At 46.6% G+C, this 17,949-nt stretch carries 34 protein-coding genes; all 34 read right to left on the reverse strand.

The annotated features are described in order from the left end of the window. Window positions 1-54 precede the first annotated feature (54 nt). The 34 genes from rpsI to rplC all read right to left on the reverse strand — a co-directional run bounded on the left by rpsI (window position 55) and on the right by rplC (window position 17,949). Window positions 55-447, reverse strand: a complete 393-nt coding sequence (gene rpsI, locus M8332_RS05070) for a 30S ribosomal protein S9 (RefSeq protein WP_252750509.1) — start codon at window positions 445-447, stop codon at window positions 55-57. A gap of 13 nt (window positions 448-460) precedes the next feature. Beyond that, on the reverse strand, window positions 461-904 hold the full coding sequence (rplM, locus tag M8332_RS05075) for a 50S ribosomal protein L13 (RefSeq protein WP_338030051.1): 444 nt from the start codon (window positions 902-904) through the stop codon (window positions 461-463). A 124-nt stretch (window positions 905-1,028) separates the two neighbouring features. Further along, window positions 1,029-1,829, reverse strand: a complete 801-nt coding sequence (gene truA / locus M8332_RS05080; RefSeq protein WP_252779755.1) for a tRNA pseudouridine(38-40) synthase TruA — start codon at window positions 1,827-1,829, stop codon at window positions 1,029-1,031. After that, a complete protein-coding gene (locus M8332_RS05085; RefSeq protein WP_252779756.1) occupies window positions 1,830-2,627 on the reverse strand; it encodes an energy-coupling factor transporter transmembrane component T family protein in 798 nt (265 codons plus the stop codon). Next, on the reverse strand, window positions 2,624-3,484 hold the full coding sequence (locus M8332_RS05090; protein WP_252779758.1) for an ATP-binding cassette domain-containing protein: 861 nt from the start codon (window positions 3,482-3,484) through the stop codon (window positions 2,624-2,626). Before M8332_RS05090 ends, M8332_RS05085 begins: the two co-directional genes overlap by 4 nt. After that, a complete protein-coding gene (locus tag M8332_RS05095; RefSeq protein WP_252779760.1) occupies window positions 3,463-4,287 on the reverse strand; it encodes an energy-coupling factor transporter ATPase in 825 nt (274 codons plus the stop codon). The genes M8332_RS05090 and M8332_RS05095 overlap by 22 nt, the downstream gene beginning before the upstream one ends. Window positions 4,288-4,461: 174 nt before the next feature. After that, window positions 4,462-4,842, reverse strand: coding sequence for a 50S ribosomal protein L17 (gene rplQ / locus M8332_RS05100; RefSeq protein ID WP_252750515.1), 381 nt, complete (start codon window positions 4,840-4,842; stop codon window positions 4,462-4,464). Between the two features lie 21 nt (window positions 4,843-4,863). Further along, window positions 4,864-5,820 (reverse strand): DNA-directed RNA polymerase subunit alpha, encoded by a 957-nt coding sequence (locus M8332_RS05105; RefSeq protein WP_252779761.1) that lies wholly within the window; start codon window positions 5,818-5,820, stop codon window positions 4,864-4,866. A gap of 60 nt (window positions 5,821-5,880) precedes the next feature. Further along, a complete protein-coding gene (gene rpsK / locus M8332_RS05110) occupies window positions 5,881-6,267 on the reverse strand; it encodes a 30S ribosomal protein S11 (RefSeq protein WP_252750517.1) in 387 nt (128 codons plus the stop codon). Window positions 6,268-6,294: 27 nt separating this feature from the next. Beyond that, window positions 6,295-6,645, reverse strand: a complete 351-nt coding sequence (gene rpsM, locus M8332_RS05115) for a 30S ribosomal protein S13 (protein ID WP_252750518.1) — start codon at window positions 6,643-6,645, stop codon at window positions 6,295-6,297. 26 nt (window positions 6,646-6,671) lie between these two features. Continuing rightward, window positions 6,672-6,791 carry a 50S ribosomal protein L36 gene (gene rpmJ, locus M8332_RS05120; protein WP_252750519.1) on the reverse strand — a complete coding sequence of 40 codons (120 nt, stop codon included), beginning with the start codon at window positions 6,789-6,791 and terminating at the stop codon, window positions 6,672-6,674. 26 nt (window positions 6,792-6,817) lie between these two features. Further along, entirely contained in the window at window positions 6,818-7,036 is a 219-nt protein-coding gene (gene infA / locus M8332_RS05125) for a translation initiation factor IF-1 (RefSeq protein ID WP_252750520.1), read from the reverse strand. Between the two features lie 98 nt (window positions 7,037-7,134). Next, on the reverse strand, window positions 7,135-7,794 hold the full coding sequence (locus M8332_RS05130; RefSeq protein WP_252780813.1) for an adenylate kinase: 660 nt from the start codon (window positions 7,792-7,794) through the stop codon (window positions 7,135-7,137). 19 nt (window positions 7,795-7,813) lie between these two features. Beyond that, on the reverse strand, window positions 7,814-9,127 hold the full coding sequence (secY, locus tag M8332_RS05135) for a preprotein translocase subunit SecY (RefSeq protein WP_252779762.1): 1,314 nt from the start codon (window positions 9,125-9,127) through the stop codon (window positions 7,814-7,816). Continuing rightward, window positions 9,127-9,558, reverse strand: coding sequence for a 50S ribosomal protein L15 (rplO, locus tag M8332_RS05140; protein WP_252779763.1), 432 nt, complete (start codon window positions 9,556-9,558; stop codon window positions 9,127-9,129). Before rplO ends, secY begins: the two co-directional genes overlap by 1 nt. A gap of 30 nt (window positions 9,559-9,588) precedes the next feature. Further along, on the reverse strand, window positions 9,589-9,774 hold the full coding sequence (gene rpmD / locus M8332_RS05145) for a 50S ribosomal protein L30 (RefSeq protein WP_252750523.1): 186 nt from the start codon (window positions 9,772-9,774) through the stop codon (window positions 9,589-9,591). Between the two features lie 13 nt (window positions 9,775-9,787). Further along, complete coding sequence (gene rpsE, locus M8332_RS05150) at window positions 9,788-10,291, reverse strand: 30S ribosomal protein S5 (RefSeq protein ID WP_252750524.1); 504 nt, start codon at window positions 10,289-10,291, stop codon at window positions 9,788-9,790. Window positions 10,292-10,312: 21 nt separating this feature from the next. Continuing rightward, on the reverse strand, window positions 10,313-10,669 hold the full coding sequence (rplR, locus tag M8332_RS05155; RefSeq protein WP_252780814.1) for a 50S ribosomal protein L18: 357 nt from the start codon (window positions 10,667-10,669) through the stop codon (window positions 10,313-10,315). Between the two features lie 29 nt (window positions 10,670-10,698). Next, window positions 10,699-11,238 (reverse strand): 50S ribosomal protein L6, encoded by a 540-nt coding sequence (gene rplF, locus M8332_RS05160; protein WP_252779764.1) that lies wholly within the window; start codon window positions 11,236-11,238, stop codon window positions 10,699-10,701. 31 nt (window positions 11,239-11,269) lie between these two features. Then, window positions 11,270-11,668, reverse strand: a complete 399-nt coding sequence (gene rpsH, locus M8332_RS05165; RefSeq protein ID WP_252750527.1) for a 30S ribosomal protein S8 — start codon at window positions 11,666-11,668, stop codon at window positions 11,270-11,272. A 32-nt stretch (window positions 11,669-11,700) separates the two neighbouring features. Continuing rightward, on the reverse strand, window positions 11,701-11,886 hold the full coding sequence (locus M8332_RS05170; RefSeq protein WP_252750528.1) for a type Z 30S ribosomal protein S14: 186 nt from the start codon (window positions 11,884-11,886) through the stop codon (window positions 11,701-11,703). 11 nt (window positions 11,887-11,897) lie between these two features. Beyond that, complete coding sequence (rplE, locus tag M8332_RS05175; RefSeq protein ID WP_252779765.1) at window positions 11,898-12,440, reverse strand: 50S ribosomal protein L5; 543 nt, start codon at window positions 12,438-12,440, stop codon at window positions 11,898-11,900. Between the two features lie 31 nt (window positions 12,441-12,471). Next, the gene (gene rplX / locus M8332_RS05180) at window positions 12,472-12,780 is read right to left on the reverse strand and encodes a 50S ribosomal protein L24 (protein WP_252779766.1); all 309 of its coding nucleotides are present in this window, start codon (window positions 12,778-12,780) and stop codon (window positions 12,472-12,474) included. 32 nt (window positions 12,781-12,812) lie between these two features. Beyond that, on the reverse strand, window positions 12,813-13,181 hold the full coding sequence (gene rplN, locus M8332_RS05185) for a 50S ribosomal protein L14 (protein ID WP_252750531.1): 369 nt from the start codon (window positions 13,179-13,181) through the stop codon (window positions 12,813-12,815). Window positions 13,182-13,237: 56 nt separating this feature from the next. Beyond that, window positions 13,238-13,504 (reverse strand): 30S ribosomal protein S17, encoded by a 267-nt coding sequence (gene rpsQ / locus M8332_RS05190; RefSeq protein ID WP_252750532.1) that lies wholly within the window; start codon window positions 13,502-13,504, stop codon window positions 13,238-13,240. Between the two features lie 26 nt (window positions 13,505-13,530). After that, window positions 13,531-13,725, reverse strand: coding sequence for a 50S ribosomal protein L29 (rpmC, locus tag M8332_RS05195; protein WP_252750533.1), 195 nt, complete (start codon window positions 13,723-13,725; stop codon window positions 13,531-13,533). Then, window positions 13,715-14,149 carry a 50S ribosomal protein L16 gene (rplP, locus tag M8332_RS05200; protein WP_252750534.1) on the reverse strand — a complete coding sequence of 145 codons (435 nt, stop codon included), beginning with the start codon at window positions 14,147-14,149 and terminating at the stop codon, window positions 13,715-13,717. Before rplP ends, rpmC begins: the two co-directional genes overlap by 11 nt. Window positions 14,150-14,151: 2 nt before the next feature. Beyond that, a complete protein-coding gene (rpsC, locus tag M8332_RS05205) occupies window positions 14,152-14,814 on the reverse strand; it encodes a 30S ribosomal protein S3 (protein WP_252779767.1) in 663 nt (220 codons plus the stop codon). Window positions 14,815-14,817: 3 nt separating this feature from the next. Beyond that, a complete protein-coding gene (gene rplV / locus M8332_RS05210; protein ID WP_252750536.1) occupies window positions 14,818-15,174 on the reverse strand; it encodes a 50S ribosomal protein L22 in 357 nt (118 codons plus the stop codon). A gap of 15 nt (window positions 15,175-15,189) precedes the next feature. Further along, window positions 15,190-15,465, reverse strand: a complete 276-nt coding sequence (rpsS, locus tag M8332_RS05215; protein WP_252750537.1) for a 30S ribosomal protein S19 — start codon at window positions 15,463-15,465, stop codon at window positions 15,190-15,192. A gap of 49 nt (window positions 15,466-15,514) precedes the next feature. After that, on the reverse strand, window positions 15,515-16,360 hold the full coding sequence (gene rplB / locus M8332_RS05220) for a 50S ribosomal protein L2 (RefSeq protein ID WP_252779768.1): 846 nt from the start codon (window positions 16,358-16,360) through the stop codon (window positions 15,515-15,517). A gap of 24 nt (window positions 16,361-16,384) precedes the next feature. After that, window positions 16,385-16,672: a 50S ribosomal protein L23 gene (gene rplW, locus M8332_RS05225; protein WP_252750539.1), complete on the reverse strand. Its 288-nt coding sequence runs from the start codon at window positions 16,670-16,672 to the stop codon at window positions 16,385-16,387. Further along, a complete protein-coding gene (gene rplD / locus M8332_RS05230) occupies window positions 16,672-17,295 on the reverse strand; it encodes a 50S ribosomal protein L4 (protein WP_252779769.1) in 624 nt (207 codons plus the stop codon). The genes rplW and rplD overlap by 1 nt, the downstream gene beginning before the upstream one ends. Before the next feature lie 18 nt (window positions 17,296-17,313). Next, window positions 17,314-17,949 (reverse strand): 50S ribosomal protein L3, encoded by a 636-nt coding sequence (gene rplC, locus M8332_RS05235; RefSeq protein WP_252779770.1) that lies wholly within the window; start codon window positions 17,947-17,949, stop codon window positions 17,314-17,316.

Below are 17,949 nucleotides of genomic sequence, written 5' to 3' on the forward strand. Positions count from 1 at the left end.
TAACAAAAAACACCCACACCAACGTGTGAGTGCCAAATAAGATTGAAAATAATCTTAACGTTTTGAGAATTGACCAGCCTTACGAGCTTTCTTAAGCCCTGGTTTCTTCCGTTCTTTCATCCGTGGGTCCCGAGTTAACAGACCAGCAGTCTTCAAAGCTTCCCGGAAGTCCGGATCAACTTCGAGCAATGCCCGCGCAATTCCAAGCCGGATGGCTCCAGCTTGACCTGAGAAGCCACCACCATTTACGTTTACTAACGTATCGTAGTTACCGAGCGTTTCCGTAACGTTGTATGGTTGTAAGATAACTTCCCGCAAGTTTGGGAATGGGATGTAATCTTCAACATCGCGTTTGTTGACGATCACTTTCCCAGTCCCAGGTACTAAGCGTACACGAGCAACTGAATCTTTCCGGCGACCTGTGCCAGTATATTGTACTTTAGCCAATTGTGTTTCCTCCTTAAATTAGGTTGTTAATATCTAAAACTTCTGGTTTTTGTGCATCATTTTTGTGTTCTTCACCTGCATAAACGTGAAGTTTCTTAGCAATCTTACGTCCTAATGTACCATGAGGAAGCATTCCTTTTACGGATTGCTCAATTAACTTAGCTGGCTTCTTTTCGCGTAACATGCCAAATGATTCTTGCTTAATCCCACCAATGTATTGCGTGTGGTGATAGTGCATCTTATCTTTAGCCTTGTGACCAGTTAAAGCCACTTTAGCAGCGTTGATAATAATGACATGATCACCAGAGTCAACGTGTGGTGTGTATGTGGGTTTATTTTTACCGCGTAAAACTGAAGCAGTAACGCTGGCAAGTCGCCCTAACGGAACGCCTGCTGCGTCAATGATGTACCATTTGTGTTCAATTTCACCGGGCTTAGCCATGTATGTTGTACGCACTTTTTCTTCCTCCATGTTTCTGTGTTTGTTCGACACCTTATAAGTTTCCGGGGCTTATGTGGGGCAAACAATACCAACTACCATAATACAAAGAATCCCCCGTAATGTCAATCACTTCGCGGAATTAATCACGCTCGCGGCGCTTTTTCTCGCTGTGTTTGGGGTCATCTCCCGGGTAATAAACCCGTTTTAAAAAGAGCCCGTGGGCGGGCATCGTGAGCCGGGCCTGCTGGCGATCCTGGACCGCTAACAGGCGCTGAATGTCATCGACCGGCCGCTTTTTCATTCCGATTTCAACCAGGACCGCGGTCATGATCCGGACCTGGTTGTACATAAAGCCGTCCCCATAAAATTCCAACTGAATTTCCTGGGCTGCTTCATCATAAGTGGCCTGGGTGCTAAAGATGGTGCGGATTCGACTTCCCGGTTTGGCCCCCGCTGCCACAAACGAGGCAAAGTTGTGCGTTCCCACCAGATCCTGAATCGCCGTTTCCATCCGGTTAAAGTCGAGCGGAAAGCGCCAGTGCGCCGTATAAAACCGCTTAAACGGGTCCGTAAACGGTCCAAGCGCCAAGCGGTACAGATACTTTTTCCCCGTCACGTCGTACCGCGCGTGAAATGTGTCTGAAACAATCTCGACGTCCTTAATCTGGATGTCTAAGGGACACATACTGTTGAGGCCCTTCAGCATTTTGTCCGCCGGAATCGGGAACGGAAAGTCGAAATGGGCAACCTGCGCGAGGGCGTGCACGCCAGCATCGGTGCGACCCGACCCGTACACCCCGAAGGTCCCGTCCGGCTGCTTGGCCATCCGATTCACAAGCTTGGTCAGCACCCCTTCCACCGTTCGCTGGTGGGGTTGGCGTTGAAAGCCGGCAAACTGGGTCCCATCGTAGGCAAACGTGATTTTATAGCGTTGTGTCATTTACACCCCTCGCAATCCAATTACAATCAAACCCACCAGCAGAATCAGGCCCAGAGCCGCGGTATCTAAGCGGTGCCAGTGGTACTGGTAGTAGCTACTGCGGGGCTGACTCGCATCATACCCGCTCGCACCCAGAGCATCCGCCAGGTTATCCGCGTGGCGAAAGGCCGAGACCAGTAAGGGAATGATCAACGCCAGGACGTTTTTGACCCGGTGCCAGAGCTTCCCGCTGTTAAAGACCACACCCCGGGAGCGCTGGGCGTTCATAATCGTCTGCATCTCGTTCAACAAGGTTGGAATAAACCGGAGCGCAATTGAGATCATGATTCCAATCATGGCGACCGGGACCCCGACCCGTTTCAAGGGTGTCAGTAACGTTTCAACCCCCTTCGCAATCGCGTTTGGAGACGTGGTCACCGTCAAAAGCATCGCAACGATAATAATCAGTAAGAACCGGACAAAGATTAAGCCGGCCGTCGTCACCCCAACGCTGGTGACGTTGATCGGACCCCAGTGCCAGTAGGTCGTGCCTCCGTGGCCAAAGGCCAACTGAATCACAACCGTGAACGCGATTAACCACACAAACGGGCGTAACGAGGTCACGAGCAGGTGTAATGGCACCTGGGCGAGGCGGACCAGCCCCAGGATGACGGCGGTCAACCAGGCGTAGTTCAGCCCGTTGTTCGCCAGTAAAATCCAGGTAATTAACAGCAGCAACCCAACAATTTTTCCGGTGGGATGGAGGCGATGGAGAAGCGAGTGACCCGGCAGGTAGTTTCCAAAAACCAGTTGATTCATTTGGCCGCCTCCTTTCGAAGGTGAGCGAGGACCTGGGCTACCAGTTCCAGGCGGGTCAGGGGCAGCTGGTCGAACGTGATCCCCTGGGCTTGGAGCGCACGCCCGACCCGCACCGCCCCAGGCAGCACGAACTGGTTCGGTGTGGTTTGAAAGAAGGTTCGAGGCGTCGTGTCCTGGGTAATGCGGCCGGCTTGCAGCACGACCACCCGCTGCGCATACCGCGCCACGATGTCCATTTCGTGGGTAATCATGATGATGGTAACGTGCTGCTCCCGATTTAAGCTGTGCAGTAATTCCAAAATGGCCCGCCGCCCATGGCCATCGAGACCGACCGTTGGTTCATCGAGAATCAGGAGCTTGGGTTGGCTCGCCAGCACGCCGGCAAGTGCGACCCGTCGCATCTGGCCCCCGGATAGTTCAAATGGGGACCGGGACAGTAATTCTGGCGCAATTCCCACCTGCGCCAAACTTGCTCGGGCCTGGCGATCGGCCACCTCCGCGGTCGCTCCAAAGTTCCGCGGTCCAAAGGCAACGTCCTGGAGCACGGTTTCCGCAAACAACTGCTGTTCAGGGGATTGAAAGACCATCCCCACCTGGGACCGAAGCTGTTGTAACTGACTGGCCTTGAGCCGGGGCTGGAGTGCAACGCCTAAGACGTCAACCGTCCCCATCTGAGCGAACTGGAGTCCATTCAGAAGCTTCACTAACGTTGATTTCCCGCTCCCGGTCGTCCCGACGATTGTTACAAACTCACCTGCAGCCACGCTTAAACTCACGTCATGGAGCGCAGCGTGTGCCACCGGCGTGTTAACCCCATAGGTATAGTGAACGTGGTTTAAAGTAACTTGGTGAGCCATTGAATCAATTCCCTTTCGTTTAAATCATGGTCCGGGACAGGGACGCCGGCCGTTGCTAAATCACGTTGGACTTGCAAGCTAAACGGCCGTTCCAGCTGTAGCTGCGTCAGGAGCTGGTCCTGCTGAAATAACGCCGCCGGAGTGCCCGTAAAGGCCACCTGGTGATCAGCTAGCGCCACGACCTGCTCGGCAATCCCTAACATTTCTAAGTCGTGGGTGATGAGCACGATCGTCAGGCCGGTTTGTTGTTGCAGGCGTTTCACAATCTGGTTGAGTTCAGCTTTAGCCTGGGGGTCCAGCATGCTCGTCGCTTCGTCTAAGATTAAAACTTCGGGCGTCACTGCTAGTGCACTGGCGAGAGCAACCCGTTGCTTTTGACCCCCGGAGAGCAAGCCGGGTTCGCGATCCCGGTACGTCCACATCCCCACTTGGTCTAAGGCCGTGCGAACCCGTTGGTGCATTACGGAACGCGGCACGTTCCGATTTTCCAACCCAAAGGCGGTGTTTTCGGCAACCGTCGCGCCGACAATTTGGTCATCGGGGTTTTGAAAAACGATCCCGATCCGCTGCCGGAGCCGGGTAATGGTCGTGGCCGTGACTTCTTCCTGATCAAGGAAGATCTGCCCCTGATCGGCCGTCAACAAGCCCGTTATAAGCTTGGCAATCGTACTCTTCCCACTTCCATTCGCCCCGACCAGGGCAACCGTTTGCCCAGCTGGAATCTGGAAGGAAACCTGCTCCAGCACCGGAGTTTCCGGTTGGTACGAAAAGTCAACGCCCTGAAATTCAATTGTCGCGGTCACTACAACCACCTCCTTGAGATTGGAATTTAATTTTATGTATAAAAAAATCACTAAAAGATTGAGGCGCATGGTCAGACCACATTCAAGCTAGACTTGGACCTTCCATCATCATAACGCTTTATACCTCAACCTTAGTGATTCAGTGAAAATATGAAATTAGGGGTAACCTAATCCTTAAACAAATTCTAAGATAACCATTTGTGCACCGTCACCACGACGTGGCATCGTCTTCAAAATCCGAGTGTAACCACCTTGACGATCTTGATACTTCGGTGCGAGTTCATCAAACAATTTTTGTAATGCCGTCGTAACTTTGATGTCATCGCCGTCTTCTTTCACATCGGCAATCGTGTTTTGTAAGTAAGCAGCAGCCCGCCGACGTGCAGCTAAGTCACCCTTCTTACCTAACGTCACCATTTGTTCGGCTAATGATCTCACCGTCTTTGCTTTAGCTTCGGTCGTTTCGATCCGATCGTTGACGATTAATTCAGTAGTCAAGTTACGAAGCATAGCACGACGAGGGCCTTTTTCGCGACCAAATTTACGATAACTCATAAGTGGGAGCCTCCTTTTTAATTAGTCTTCTTTACGAAATGATAATCCAAGCCCTTCCAGCTTCTGTTCGATTTCTTCCAGGGACTTACGTCCGAGGTTGCGAACTTTCATCATGTCAGCCATGGATTTATCGGTTAATTCTTGCACGGTATTAATTCCAGCTCGTTTTAAACAATTGTAAGAACGAACGGAAAGATCCAATTCTTCAATTGACATTTCGAGCATTTTTTCTTTATGGCTTTCTTCTTTTTCCACCATGACGTTAGCTTGTTGGGCCTTGTCCGTGAGGTCCACGAACATTTCTAAGTGTTGTGATAACACTTTGGCTGCCAAGCTAATCGCTTCGGAAGGAGTAATTGAACCATTAGTCCAAACATCGAGAGTCAATTTATCAAAGTCATCACGCTGTCCAACACGCGTATCTTCAACCTGATAGTTAACACGTTCGATTGGGGTATAGATCGAATCGACTGGTAACACGCCAATTGGCATTTCGTCATTTCTAGCTTTATTTTCTTCAGCTGATACATAACCACGGCCCTTGTTCGCCGTTACCGTCATGTGTAAAGTAGCACCCTCAGCAACCGTTGCAATGTGCAAATCGGGATTCAAAATCGTGGTATCACTGTCAGTGACGAGGTCCGCCCCAGTTACATCGGCCGGACCAGTAACGTTCACACTCATCGTGTGGGTTTCGTTTTGATCGTCTTCACTTTCAATTTTCACTTTCAACTTTTTCAAGTTCAAAATGATCTTTGTGACATCCTCAGTAACCCCTTTAACGGTTGAGAATTCGTGTAAAACACCATCAATTTGAACACTAGTAACTGCAGCGCCTGGTAAAGAAGCTAGTAAAACTCGTCGTAGCGAGTTCCCCAAGGTTGTCCCGTAACCACGTTCTAATGGTTCGACAACTACTTCACCATAGTTATTTGTTTCTTCAATTTTGTGAATGTTTGGCTTTTCAAATTCAATCATTCTAACTTCTACCCCTTTCAAACAGCGTTGAGTCTATTACAAAATGAGCTTGCATTAATATTAAACTCGACGACGTTTTGGAGGACGGCAACCGTTATGAGGAACTGGAGTAACGTCACGAATTGCGGCAACTTCCAGTCCAGTTGTTTGTAAAGCCCGAATTGCAGATTCACGACCCGAACCAGGCCCCTTCACTGCAACTTCCACAGTCTTCATACCATGTTCCATGGCTGCTTTTGCGGCCGCTTCAGCAGCCATTTGGGCAGCAAATGGAGTTGATTTCCGACTACCACGGAACCCTAATGCACCAGCAGATGACCAAGCAATCGCGTTTCCTTGAACGTCAGTAATCATTACTAAGGTGTTGTTGAACGTTGAGTGAATGTGAGCCACCCCAGCTTCAACGTGCTTTCTTGCTTTCCGTTTGCGAGTATTCTTCTTAACCATAGGGACTGATAACCTCCTTTTTAATTATTATTTTTTCGTTCTCTTACCTTTTCTGGTCCGAGCATTATTCTTCGTGTGTTGACCTCTTGAAGGCAAACCACGACGGTGACGCAACCCACGGTATGAACCGATTTCTGAGAGCCGTTTGATGTTCATGCTAACTTCACGACGCAAGTCACCTTCGATGGTGTATTCATCGAGCGCAACCCGGATCTTATCTTCTTGTTCAGGAGTTAAGTCTTGCGTCCGAACGTCTTCTGAAACCCCAGCTTGTTGCAACACTTTTTGGGCAGTTGTGTTTCCAACTCCGTAAATGTAAGTCAGGGCAATGACAACACGCTTGTTACGTGGTAAATCTACTCCGGCAATACGAGCCATTAATGTCCACCTCCTCTAATTTAAGCTTATTTTCCTTGGCGTTGTTTGTGCTTAGCGTTGGCAGAGCAAATTACCATTACTCGACCCTTGCGCTTAATAATTTTGCAGTTTTCGCACATCTTTTTTACTGATGGTCTTACTTTCATTTTATAACCCTCCTAGATAAACGGTCTTACTTAAACCGATAAGTAATGCGACCTTTGGTTAAATCATATGGTGACATCTCAACAGTTACCCGGTCTCCTGGAAGTATCTTAATGTAATGCATTCTAATCTTACCAGAAACGTGCGCTAAGATTTCGTGGCCGTTTTCAAGTTCGACCCGAAACATGGCGTTTGGTAACGTTTCGGTAATTTTTCCTTCGATTTCAATTACGTTATCTTTCGACACAACAATCCTCCAAAATTTAAATCAATCAAATCCGCTCTAAAAACCGTTCCCAATCCCTACCAATATAGCATATTAGCGGGGATTCGACAACGAAGCTGTTATTTGGTGTGCAATTGAGACAACACTTGATTGATTTCCTTAGTAACCTCCGCGATGGCTTGGTTTCCATCCACCGTGTGCAACAAGTTGCGGTTCGAATAGAAGTCAATTAATGGGGTATTCATCTTTAAATTAACTTCTAACCGATTCTTCACGGTCTCCGGCTTGTCATCGCTTCGTTGGTAAAAGACATGTCCACCACAAACATCACACGTACCTTCAACACGAGGCTTTTTGTACAATTTATGATAAGTAGCACCACAGTTTTTACAAATGAACCGACCAGACAACCGTTCCACGAGGGTGTGCGGATCAACATCAATGTTTAACACCGCATCGAGTGGTTTGGCTAACTTGGTGGTCATCTTTTCTAGTTGTTCGGCCTGGACAATGGTCCGGGGAAACCCATCCAACAAGTACCCGGGCTGGGTATCAGGTTGTTGTAAGCGTTCTTCAACGATTCCACAGGTCACGTCATCGGGAACCAGGTCCCCACGATCAATGTACGTTTGAGCTTTCACTCCCAACGGCGTTTGTTGCTTCATTGCCGCCCGGAAGATGTCTCCGGTCGAAATATGAGGAATCCCATACTGCTCTACAATAAAATCAGCCTGCGTCCCCTTCCCGGCTCCGGGAAGACCCATAATCAACAAATTCATTGCCATTCGTTTGTGCCTCCTACTTTGCCTTGGGATCATTCTGAATGAACCCGGTATATTCTTGTCGCATGGTTAACCCCTTGATTTGGTTCATGAATTCGATGGTCACTCCCACAATAATCAAGAGGTTCGTCCCACCAAGTCCAATCGAGCTGTTTAAGTTCCAGACGTTTTGAGCAATCAACGGGATAATTGAAACGACCCCTAAGAATAATGCCCCAATCGTACTTAACCGCATCAATAACCGCGAAACGTAATCCTGCGTTCCTCGACCGGGCCACACACCAGGAATGTAACTCCCCTGTTTTTGCAGGTTCTCAGCCAGTTTTTGCGGATTAACCTGCACAAAGGCGTAGAAGAACGTGAAGACCACAATAAGAATCGTGTAAAAGGTCGCTCCCATTGAAGTTTGCATGTTAAACAATTCTGATAAGAATTTGAACCAACCCGACTCACCGTAGTTCTTCGTAAAGAACATCAGAATCGTTTGGGGCGTTGAGATAAAGGCACTGGCAAAGATGACAGGAATCACTCCCGCAACGTTCACCTTAAGGGGCAGGTAACTGGAATCAGCTGACCCAGCGGCCCGCCGCGTGTATTGAATTGGAATCCGGCGTTCGGCTTGTTGAACCCAGGTCACAAAGGTCACGATGATCAGCATAATGATGATCAACGCTACGATGAAGAGGGCGGGTTTCCACATTTGATCCATGGCCGTTCCCTGAATGTAATCCCGGTAGATGCTGTCAAATCCAGTCGGAATGTTCGCAACAATTCCAGCAAAGATAATCATGGAAACTCCTTGCCCAACTCCCTTGTCGGTAATCATGTCCCCCATCCAAGTGGTTAACATGGTTCCGGCAGTCAGGATCAGCCCAATACTAATGTAAGTTCCAATCCCGGGGTTTTGCACCAGTTTTAAACTACTTAGGGCGTTAAAACCGGCCGTAATTCCAATTGACTGGGCAAAGGCGAGGAATACGGTTAGCCGCTTGGTCACTTTATCAAGCTTTAATCGCCCAACTTCTCCCTGCTTCCCCCATTCCACAAACTTGGGAACGATGTCCATTTGTAATAACTGAACCACAATTTGAGCAGTAATGTAAGGTGAAACTCCCATCGCAAAGATCGAATAATTAGTTAAACCTCCACCACTGAACATGTTCAAAACGTTAACTAACCCAGAAGAAGCAACTTCTTGAAGTGCCTTTGCGTTAATCCCTGGGACTGTAATGTAAGCACCCAGTCGAAACACAGCGAGAACAACCAGCGTGAACAAAATTTTGTTCCGAATGCCTTTGTCTTGGAATGCACTTTTTAAGGTTGATAACATTAGATCACCTCAGCTTTACCGCCGGCATCTTCAATTGCTTTTTTCGCACTTGCAGAGAACTTGTTGGCTTGAACCGTCAACTGTTTGTCAAGTTGACCGTTACCGAGCACCTTGATTCCGTCCTTGAGGTTCCGGATAATCCCAGTTTCTACTAATGCTTCAGGAGTTACTTCGGCACCGTTGTCAAACGCGTTCAGTTCATTAACGTTCACGATCACAATGTCCTTGCGGTGAATGTTAGTGAATCCGCGTTTTGGAATCCGACGATACAAAGGCATTTGGCCCCCTTCAAAACCTAAACGGGTTTTGCCACGGGCTTTTTGGCCTTTTTGTCCCCGACCAGACGTTTTACCCTTGCTGGAACGACCACGACCCTTCCGAGTCCGTTCTGAACGTGAACCTGCAGCAGCTTTTAATTCGTCTAACTTCATGAATTGCACCTCCTCTTACTTTAAATGTAATTAATCCTTAACTTGTTCAACGTCAACGAGGTGAGCAATTTTGAATAATGCTCCCCGCGTTGCTGCATTATCGGGCTTGATTACACTACTGTTAATCCGGCCTAATCCTAATGCTTCCACAATCTTACGTTGTTTGGGAAGACGATGAGCAGCACTGTGAACTAAAGTAATCTTTAATTGAGCCATCTGTATCTCCTCCTTATTCAGCTAAGTGGTCTGCAGAAACACCACGAAGTTCTGAAACTTCAGTAGCACTCTTCAGTCCCTTTAGCCCTTCGAAAGTTGCCCGGATAACGTTGATTGCTGTGTCAGAACCAAGTCGTTTACTGGTAACATCGTTAATGCCCGCTAAATCCATCACGGCACGAACGGCACCACCAGCAGCTACTCCAGAACCTTCTTCGGCTGGTTTTAACATAATTTTACCCCCGCCGTAAACTCCAACGATTTCGTGGGGAATCGTCGTTCCAACGATAGGAACTTCGATCAAGTTCTTCTTAGCAGCTTCAACGGCCTTCCGAATGGCTTCTGGAACTTCTTGCGCTTTTCCAGTTCCAAAACCAACGTGACCATTTTTGTCACCAACAACCGCTAGGGCAGCAAACCGGAGCCGCCGTCCACCTTTAACAACCTTTGTAATCCGGTTGATGGCAACAACATTATCATCTAAATCCAATTTGTTCGGATCAATAAATTTAGCCATGCGAGTGTCTTCCTCCTTTGATTAAAATTCGAGTCCATTTTCGCGCGCGCCCGATGCTAAGGCAGCCACACGACCATGGTATAAGTAACCACCACGGTCAAAAACAACTTTTTTGATGTTTTTGGCAGTAGCCCGGTCAGCAACTAACTTCCCAACGCTGTTCGCTTGTTCCGTTTTGGTGCTTCCAGTTACTTCTTTGTCAAGAGTTGAGGCACTAGCTAGCGTTACACCCGCTACGTCATCAATTACTTGAGCGTAGATGTTTTTGTTAGAACGGAAAACGTCTAAACGTGGGCACTCAGCAGTACCAGCAATTTTACTACGAACACGAGCATGTCTTACCTTTCGTGTTTTGTTTTTGCTTGGTTTTGAAATCAAAATAGTCACCTCTATTATCTGTTTAAAAACTACTTACCAGTCTTACCTTCTTTAAGCACAATCCGTTCGCCTTCGTAACGAATCCCTTTCCCTTTGTAAGGTTCTGGGGAACGAATTGCACGAACTTTAGCGGCAAAATCACCAACGTGTTGTTTGTTAATTCCTTCGATTTGAATCGTCGTGTTGTCAGGAACTTGCACGTCAAGGTCTTCTGGAAGCGGTACTTCAACGGGGTTGGAGTAACCAACGTTTAAAATTAAGGTTTTGCCCTTTAATTGGGTCCGGTATCCAACCCCAACTAACTTAAGGTTCTTCTTAAATCCGTTGGCCACCCCTTCAACCATGTTGTTGAAGTTCGCACGGGAAGTTCCGTGCATGGCGCGCATTTTGTTGTCGTACTTACCAGCTGGTTCGAAGTTAACTTCGTTCCCGTTCACCTTCATTTCCACCATTGGAGAGAAAGTTTGGGTTAATTCACCCTTAGGACCCTTAACGGTCACTTGGTCACCGTTTTGAGTGACCGTAACCCCTTCTGGGATTTCAACTGTTTTGTAACCAATTCTACTCATCTGTTAAACACCTCCATTTCCGTTGTGATGATTACCAAACGTAAGCTAACACTTCGCCACCGACTTTTTTGTCGCGAGCTTCTTTGTCAGTGATAACTCCGTTTGAAGTTGAGATGATCGCAATCCCTAAACCATTCAAGACCTTAGGAACATCATCTGATTTAACATACGAACGTAAACCAGGCTTTGAAATTCGTTTCAAGCCCGAAATAACGCGTTCGTCGTTTTTTCCATATTTGAGGAAAACCCGGATTACGCCTTGTTTATCGTCTTCGATGTATTCAACCCGACTGATAAATCCTTCGCGCTTCAAGATTTCAGCAATATTACGTTTAATTTTAGATGCAGGTACATCAACTGAAGTATGGCGTGCCATGTTGGCATTCCGAATTCGAGTTAAAAAGTCTGCAATTGGATCTGTCATTGCCATTAGCGTGGAACCTCCCTTTTAGTTTGTTTTTTCTACCAACTAGCTTTCTTCATGCCAGGAATTTGACCCCGGTGGGCAAGTTGACGTAAGCAAACCCGGCATAAGTGGAACTTTTGGTAAACCGCACGAGGTCGACCACAACGTTCGCAACGAGTGTAGTTTTGAGTAGAGAACTTAGCTGGACGCTTGTTCTTTTCTACCATCGATTTTTTAGCCAAATTAAAACCTCCTATTTAGCGAAAGGCATTCCAAATTGTTTGAGCAATTCGTGGCCTTCTTCATCAGTTTTAGCGGTCGTTACCAGCACGATATCTAACCCACGTACTCGGTTAACGTCATCGTAGTTAATTTCTGGGAAAATCAATTGTTCTTTAATTCCCACCGTGTAGTTCCCCCGACCATCAAAGGAGCGGTTTGGCACCCCATGGAAGTCACGAACTCGTGGTAAGGAAACGTTGATTAATTTGTCCAAGAAGGCGTACATTTTGTCACCGCGGAGGGTTACTTTAGCTCCGATTGGCATTCCTTCCCGCAGGCGGAAAGCGGCAATCGATTTCTTAGCTTTCGTAACCAACGGCTTTTGGCCAGCAATTAACGTTAGTTCGTTAACGGCCTCATCTAGGTTCTTGGAATTTGTTACTGCATCACCAACACCCATATTCAAAACAATTTTTTCAAGTTTTGGTCCTTGCATAATTGATGAATAGTTGAATTTTTCTACTAGTGCTGGGAGAATTTCTTTCTTATATCTTTCTTCTAAACGAGTAGACATGCGAATTGTTTCCTCCTTTCACTGACAATCGTTAGTCGATTGCTTTGTGTGATTTCTTTGAAATACGAACTTTTTTACCATCTTTAACTTCGATGCCAACCCGAGTTGGTTCGTTAGTTGATGGGTCGATCAACATTACGTTTGAGGCACTGATCGGTGCTTCAACGTCGAAAACACCACCTTGGGGGTTTCCTTGCGAAGCCTTTTCATGCTTCTTTACTTTGTTGATTCCTTCAACAACTACGCGGTTATCGGCAGCAATGACTTGGGTGATTTTGCCATCTTTTCCCTTGTCTTTTCCAGCGATCACGCGCACTTTGTCACCAGTTTTTAAGAACATTAATCTGGCACCTCCTTATTTTTGTGATTGGATTAAAGAACTTCAGGCGCTAATGAAACGATCTTCATAAAATTGTTATTCCGTAATTCACGAGCAACCGGTCCAAAAATACGGGTACCTTTCGGGCTCTTATCATCGTTAACCAAAACAGCGGCGTTTTCATCAAAGCGAATGTACGAACCATCGTTACGACGGGAAACCGCCTTAGTTCTTACGATCACTGCTTTGACCACGTCCCCTTTTTTGACAACGCCACCTGGTGTTGCTTGTTTAACAGTAGCAACAATTACGTCACCAATTCCAGCATAACGAACTCGTGAACCACCTAAAACTTTGATAGTTAAAAGTTCGCGGGCCCCAGAGTTATCGGCAACCTTCAAACGACTTTCTTGTTGGATCATAGTAAGTGTGTCCTCCCTTCAGCTTTAAAATCAGAATACGATCAAGTGACACAAAGCTAGATAATAACGGCTTCTTCAACAACATCAACGAGACGGAAGTGGACCGACTTCGATAATGGCCGTGTTTCCATGATTTCAACAATATCGTTCATCTTAGCCCGATTGTTTTCATCGCGTGCTTTGTACTTCTTGGTGTATTTGATCCGCTTACCATAAGTTGGATGTGTTTTAGTCGTTTCAACGGCAACCGTGATGGTTTTGTCCATCTTGTCAGAAACAACTCGACCTCTGTATCTCTTACGTTCATTACGTTCTGCGCTCATCTACATAACCCTCCTTTTCTCGGATTTTATTGATTTAATTCCTTTTGCCGCAAAGCTGTTTTGAGCCGGGCGATGGTCTTCCGGACCGTTCTCAAACGAGCGGTGTTTTCCAATTGACCAGTAGCTAATTGAAACCGAAGATTGAACAATTCCTTTTTGTAATCTTGTTCCTTAGCACGCATTTCGTCAGTGGTTAACTTACTAATTTCTTTAGCCTTCATTTGATTCGCCACCTACTTCCTCACGTTTAATAATCTTAGTACGAATTGGCAACTTGTTTGAAGCTAAAGTCAAGGCTTTAATGGCCGTCTCTTCGTTAACACCGGCCACTTCGAAAAGGACCTTACCGCGCTTAACGGGAGCAACCCATCCAGCTGGACTACCTTTCCCTTTACCCATTCGAACTCCAATACCCTTTTCCGTGTATGACTTTTGGGGGAAAATTTTGATCCAAACTTTTCCACCCCGCTTCATGCAACGAGTAATGGCAATTCGGCAAGCTTCAATTTGTCTGTTAGTAATCCAATGTGAATCAATGGCTTGTAAACCATATTCACCGAAAGCAACGCTATTTCCGCCCTTTGAGTGACCGCGTAATTTACCACGGTGTTCACGACGGTGCTTAACACGTTTTGGTACAAGCATGTTTACTTACCTCCCTTACGATTTTCCTCAGGTTTGTCAGGTAAAACTTCACCACGGTTAATCCAAGTTTTCACCCCAATTGAACCATAAGTAGTGTGGGCTTCGTTCCATGAGTAGTCGATGTCAGCACGTAACGTGTGCAGTGGAACCCGACCTTCTGAATAACTTTCGATCCGAGCCATGTCAGCTCCGTTTAACCGGCCAGCTGATTGCGTTTTAACTCCAGTGGCCCCAGCCCGCATTACACCCTTCATTGCTTGGCGCATGGCCCGACGGAATGCTACCCGACCTTCTAGTTGACGAGCAATATTTTCGCCAACTAAGTCAGCTTCGAGATCTGGCTTCTTGATTTCCACGATGTTGATGTGCACGCGGCGACCAGTTAACTTGTTCAAGGCTTGCCGTAAGCTTTCAACTTCTGATCCACCCTTACCAATAACCATCCCAGGCTTAGCAGTGTGAATTGAGATGTTAACCCGTTTCGCAGCCCGCTCGATATCAATTTCTGATACGGAAGCGTCCGCTAAGCGTTTTTCGAGGTAGCCACGAATCTTCAAATCTTCATTTAAGTATGAAGCGAATTTATCGTCATTTGCAAACCATTGTGCTTGCCAACCACGGGTAACACCAATTCGTAAACCATTCGGATTAATTTTTTGACCCATGTTCTATCCCTCCTTTTGTTCTGATACTACGATTGTGATGTGACTAGTACGTTTGTTAATGGGAGAAGCAGAACCTTTTGCCCGGGGACGGAACCGTTTTAAGGTTGGTCCTTCGTCGGCATAAGCTTCGCTTACAACCAAGGTTTGACCGTCAAGATCAAAGTTGTTTTCTGCGTTAGCAACGGCAGAGCGTAACACTTTTTCCACAACGGGAGATGCCCCGCGGGGAGTGAACTTCAAGATTGAAGTTGCTTCTGCAACCTGCTTGCCTCTAATAAGATCTAAAACAAGGCGGACCTTACGAGGGGCAATGCGAACAGTTTTAGCGATTGCTTTTGCTGATGTAACTTGTTCAGCCATTAGATATCCTCCTTGTTATACAGTTTTTTTGTCGGTATTTCCGTGACCGTGGAATGTCCGAGTTGGTACGAATTCACCAAGTTTGTGGCCTACCATGTCTTCTTGGATGAACACTGGGACATGATGTCTACCGTTGTAAACTGAGATAGTGTATCCAATGAAACTTGGGAAAATCGTCGAACGACGTGACCAAGTCTTGATAACCGTTTTCTTTTCTTGGTCTTTTTGCGCGTCAATCTTCTTTAAGAGCGATTGGTCGGCAAATGGTCCCTTCTTTAAACTACGACTCATTAATGAAACCTCCTCTTCATGTACTGATGGTGCTCAAGCTGCAATTAGCTTACATCTTGGAGCCTTTACGACGACGTACAATAAACTTGCTTGAACGTGCAGTCTTCTTCCGGGTTTTCTTCCCAGCAGTCTTTTTATGCCATGGAGATAATGGAGATGGGTAACCGATTGGGGCTTTCCCTTCCCCACCACCATGGGGGTGATCATTCGGGTTCATTACTGATCCACGAACGTGAGGCCGTTGACCACGGTAACGAGTCCGTCCGGCTTTCCCCCAGTTGATCAAGGAATGTTCTTCGTTTCCAACCGTTCCAATCGTGGCACGACAAACGGACAGAATCATCCGAACTTCCCCAGAAGGTAATTTAACCAAGGAGTACTTGCTACCAGGTTCGTTACTCAATAATTGAGCCGAGTTTCCAGCAGAACGAGCCAATTGACCCCCCTTACCAGGTTTTAATTCGATATTGTGAATGGTACTACCCACTGGAATATCTTGTAATGCCAACGTGTTTCCGATCTTAATGTCAACATCTTTTCCAGATTCGACAACATCGCCGACCTTCAAGCCCTTAGGAGCTAAGATGTAAGCTTTAATCCCATCTTCGTAAACAACTAACGCAATGTTAGCGCTCCGGTTAGGATCGTATTCGATCGTCTTTACAGTTGCTGGCACATCATCATGGTTCCGTTTGAAATCAATCACCCGGTACTTGTGTTTGTTTCCACCACCACGGTGACGGACAGTCATGCGACCGGAGTTGTTTCGACCAGCAGTCTTGGAGTTCGCAGCAACTAAGCTCTTTTCCGGCTTGTTCGTCGTAATTTGGCTGTAGTCAATGCTCGTCATATTCCGCCGACCGTTAGTGGTTGGTTTATATTTCTTTAAAGCCACGTTGTTTCCCTCCTATTCTATGAGTTATTCTTCAGAGAATAATTTGATTTCGTCTGAATCGTTGGTGAGCGTTACGATTGCTTTCTTTCGTTTCTTGGTAAAACCAACGTAACGACCTTGCCGTTTTTCTTTCCCGCGCACGTTCATCAAGTTCACTTTTTTAACCTTAACGCCGAAGATTTCTGCAACTGCGTCGCGAACTTGGTTTTTGTTTGCTCGTAAATCAACATCAAATGTGTACTTCTTTTCATCCATCCGGTCGGTTGAAGCTTCGGTGATAACCGGACGTAAAATAATATCTCGTGCATCCATTATGCGAGCACCTCCTCTACTTGAGAAAGAGCAGCTTTGGTAATAATAACTTTTTGACTGTTCAAGACGTCTAAGGCGTTAACCCCTTTACCACTAATAACTTTAACGTTATCAAGGTTGCGTGCTGAACGAGCTGCATTGTCGTTACCGTCTTCCAAAACTACTAGCGTTTTCGTAGCTGCATCAAGATTCTTCAACAGGTTAGCAAATTCCTTCGTCTTTGGTGCATCAAAGCTGAGAGAATCAACCACGAGTAAATCACCGTTAGCAACTTTTTCAGAGAGTACTGATTTAACAGCTAATCTCGTAACCTTCTTTGGTAAGTGGTAGCTGTATGAACGAGCTTGTGGCCCGAAGACAACTCCTCCACCAACCCATTGTGGTGACCGAATTGAACCTTGACGCGCACGTCCCGTTCCCTTTTGTCTCCATGGTTTCTTTCCACCACCACGAACTTGACCTCTGGACTTAGTTCCGTTGGTTCCTTGGCGGAGGGAAGCGCGTTGCATTACCACTGTGTCGAAGACAACGGCTTCGTTGGGTTCAATGTTGAAAATGGCTTCGTTTAATTCCACTTCACCATTTTTACTTCCATCTTGTTTATATAATGATACGCTTGTCATTTACGGTTCCTCCTTTCTTTATTTTCTTGATTCGCTAGCAGCTGTCCGAACAGTTACTAGGGTTTTGTTAGCACCTGGAACATTTCCTTTGATCAATAAGACGTTGTTTTCAACGTCAGCCTTAACGATTTCAAGGTTTTGGATGGTAACCGTTTTGTTACCCATCCGACCAGGTAATTTCATGCCTTTAACCACGCGGTTAATGATAACCCCTAATGAACCAGGGCGACGGTGGTAACGGGAACCGTGCGTAGCCGGTCCACGGCGTTGACCATCTTTGTGGATGTTACCTTGGTAACCATGACCTTTAGTAGTACCCGTAACGTCAACGATGTCACCAGTTGCAAAGGTGTCAGCCTTAACTTCGTCACCAACTTTGTAGTCTCCCAAGTCGACATCGCTGATTTCACGAATGAAGCGCTTAGGAGTAGTATTTGCCTTTTTAACATGACCTTGTTCAGGCTTGTTGCTTAATACTGAACGTTTGTCGTCAAACCCAAGTTGGATTGCTTCGTAACCGTCCGTTTCGTTGTTTTTAACTTGTAAAACAACGTTCGGCGTTACATCAACAACAGTTACTGGTACCAGCTCACCGTTGTCAGCAAACACTTGCGTCATGCCGACCTTTTTCCCTAAGATTCCTTTTTTGGTCAT

The sequence above is a fragment of the Fructilactobacillus ixorae genome (assembly GCF_024029915.1).
Lineage (GTDB): Bacteria > Bacillota > Bacilli > Lactobacillales > Lactobacillaceae > Fructilactobacillus > Fructilactobacillus ixorae.

What these genes read in the sequence shown, in the direction of transcription:
- truA (WP_252779755.1), bottom strand. Translation starts at nt 1,829, where the DNA reads ATGACACAACGCTATAAAATCACGTTTGCCTACGATGGGACCCAGTTT.
- M8332_RS05085 (WP_252779756.1), bottom strand. Translation starts at nt 2,627, where the DNA reads ATGAATCAACTGGTTTTTGGAAACTACCTGCCGGGTCACTCGCTTCTC.
- M8332_RS05090 (WP_252779758.1), bottom strand. Translation starts at nt 3,484, where the DNA reads ATGGCTCACCAAGTTACTTTAAACCACGTTCACTATACCTATGGGGTT.
- rplQ (WP_252750515.1), bottom strand. Translation starts at nt 4,842, where the DNA reads ATGAGTTATCGTAAATTTGGTCGCGAAAAAGGCCCTCGTCGTGCTATG.
- M8332_RS05105 (WP_252779761.1), bottom strand. Translation starts at nt 5,820, where the DNA reads ATGATTGAATTTGAAAAGCCAAACATTCACAAAATTGAAGAAACAAAT.
- rpsK (WP_252750517.1), bottom strand. Translation starts at nt 6,267, where the DNA reads ATGGTTAAGAAGAATACTCGCAAACGGAAAGCAAGAAAGCACGTTGAA.
- rpsM (WP_252750518.1), bottom strand. Translation starts at nt 6,645, where the DNA reads ATGGCTCGTATTGCCGGAGTAGATTTACCACGTAACAAGCGTGTTGTC.
- rpmJ (WP_252750519.1), bottom strand. Translation starts at nt 6,791, where the DNA reads ATGAAAGTAAGACCATCAGTAAAAAAGATGTGCGAAAACTGCAAAATT.
- M8332_RS05130 (WP_252780813.1), bottom strand. Translation starts at nt 7,794, where the DNA reads ATGAATTTGTTGATTATGGGTCTTCCCGGAGCCGGGAAGGGGACGCAG.
- secY (WP_252779762.1), bottom strand. Translation starts at nt 9,127, where the DNA reads ATGTTATCAACCTTAAAAAGTGCATTCCAAGACAAAGGCATTCGGAAC.
- rplO (WP_252779763.1), bottom strand. Translation starts at nt 9,558, where the DNA reads ATGAAGTTAGACGAATTAAAAGCTGCTGCAGGTTCACGTTCAGAACGG.
- rpmD (WP_252750523.1), bottom strand. Translation starts at nt 9,774, where the DNA reads ATGGCTCAATTAAAGATTACTTTAGTTCACAGTGCTGCTCATCGTCTT.
- rpsE (WP_252750524.1), bottom strand. Translation starts at nt 10,291, where the DNA reads ATGGCTAAATTTATTGATCCGAACAAATTGGATTTAGATGATAATGTT.
- rplF (WP_252779764.1), bottom strand. Translation starts at nt 11,238, where the DNA reads ATGAGTAGAATTGGTTACAAAACAGTTGAAATCCCAGAAGGGGTTACG.
- rpsH (WP_252750527.1), bottom strand. Translation starts at nt 11,668, where the DNA reads ATGGCAATGACAGATCCAATTGCAGACTTTTTAACTCGAATTCGGAAT.
- rplE (WP_252779765.1), bottom strand. Translation starts at nt 12,440, where the DNA reads ATGTCTACTCGTTTAGAAGAAAGATATAAGAAAGAAATTCTCCCAGCA.
- rplX (WP_252779766.1), bottom strand. Translation starts at nt 12,780, where the DNA reads ATGTTCTTAAAAACTGGTGACAAAGTGCGCGTGATCGCTGGAAAAGAC.
- rplN (WP_252750531.1), bottom strand. Translation starts at nt 13,181, where the DNA reads ATGATCCAACAAGAAAGTCGTTTGAAGGTTGCCGATAACTCTGGGGCC.
- rpsQ (WP_252750532.1), bottom strand. Translation starts at nt 13,504, where the DNA reads ATGAGCGCAGAACGTAATGAACGTAAGAGATACAGAGGTCGAGTTGTT.
- rpmC (WP_252750533.1), bottom strand. Translation starts at nt 13,725, where the DNA reads ATGAAGGCTAAAGAAATTAGTAAGTTAACCACTGACGAAATGCGTGCT.
- rplP (WP_252750534.1), bottom strand. Translation starts at nt 14,149, where the DNA reads ATGCTTGTACCAAAACGTGTTAAGCACCGTCGTGAACACCGTGGTAAA.
- rpsC (WP_252779767.1), bottom strand. Translation starts at nt 14,814, where the DNA reads ATGGGTCAAAAAATTAATCCGAATGGTTTACGAATTGGTGTTACCCGT.
- rplV (WP_252750536.1), bottom strand. Translation starts at nt 15,174, where the DNA reads ATGGCTGAACAAGTTACATCAGCAAAAGCAATCGCTAAAACTGTTCGC.
- rpsS (WP_252750537.1), bottom strand. Translation starts at nt 15,465, where the DNA reads ATGAGTCGTAGTTTAAAGAAGGGACCATTTGCCGACCAATCGCTCTTA.
- rplW (WP_252750539.1), bottom strand. Translation starts at nt 16,672, where the DNA reads ATGGATGCACGAGATATTATTTTACGTCCGGTTATCACCGAAGCTTCA.
- rplD (WP_252779769.1), bottom strand. Translation starts at nt 17,295, where the DNA reads ATGACAAGCGTATCATTATATAAACAAGATGGAAGTAAAAATGGTGAA.
- rplC (WP_252779770.1), bottom strand. Translation starts at nt 17,949, where the DNA reads ATGACCAAAAAAGGAATCTTAGGGAAAAAGGTCGGCATGACGCAAGTG.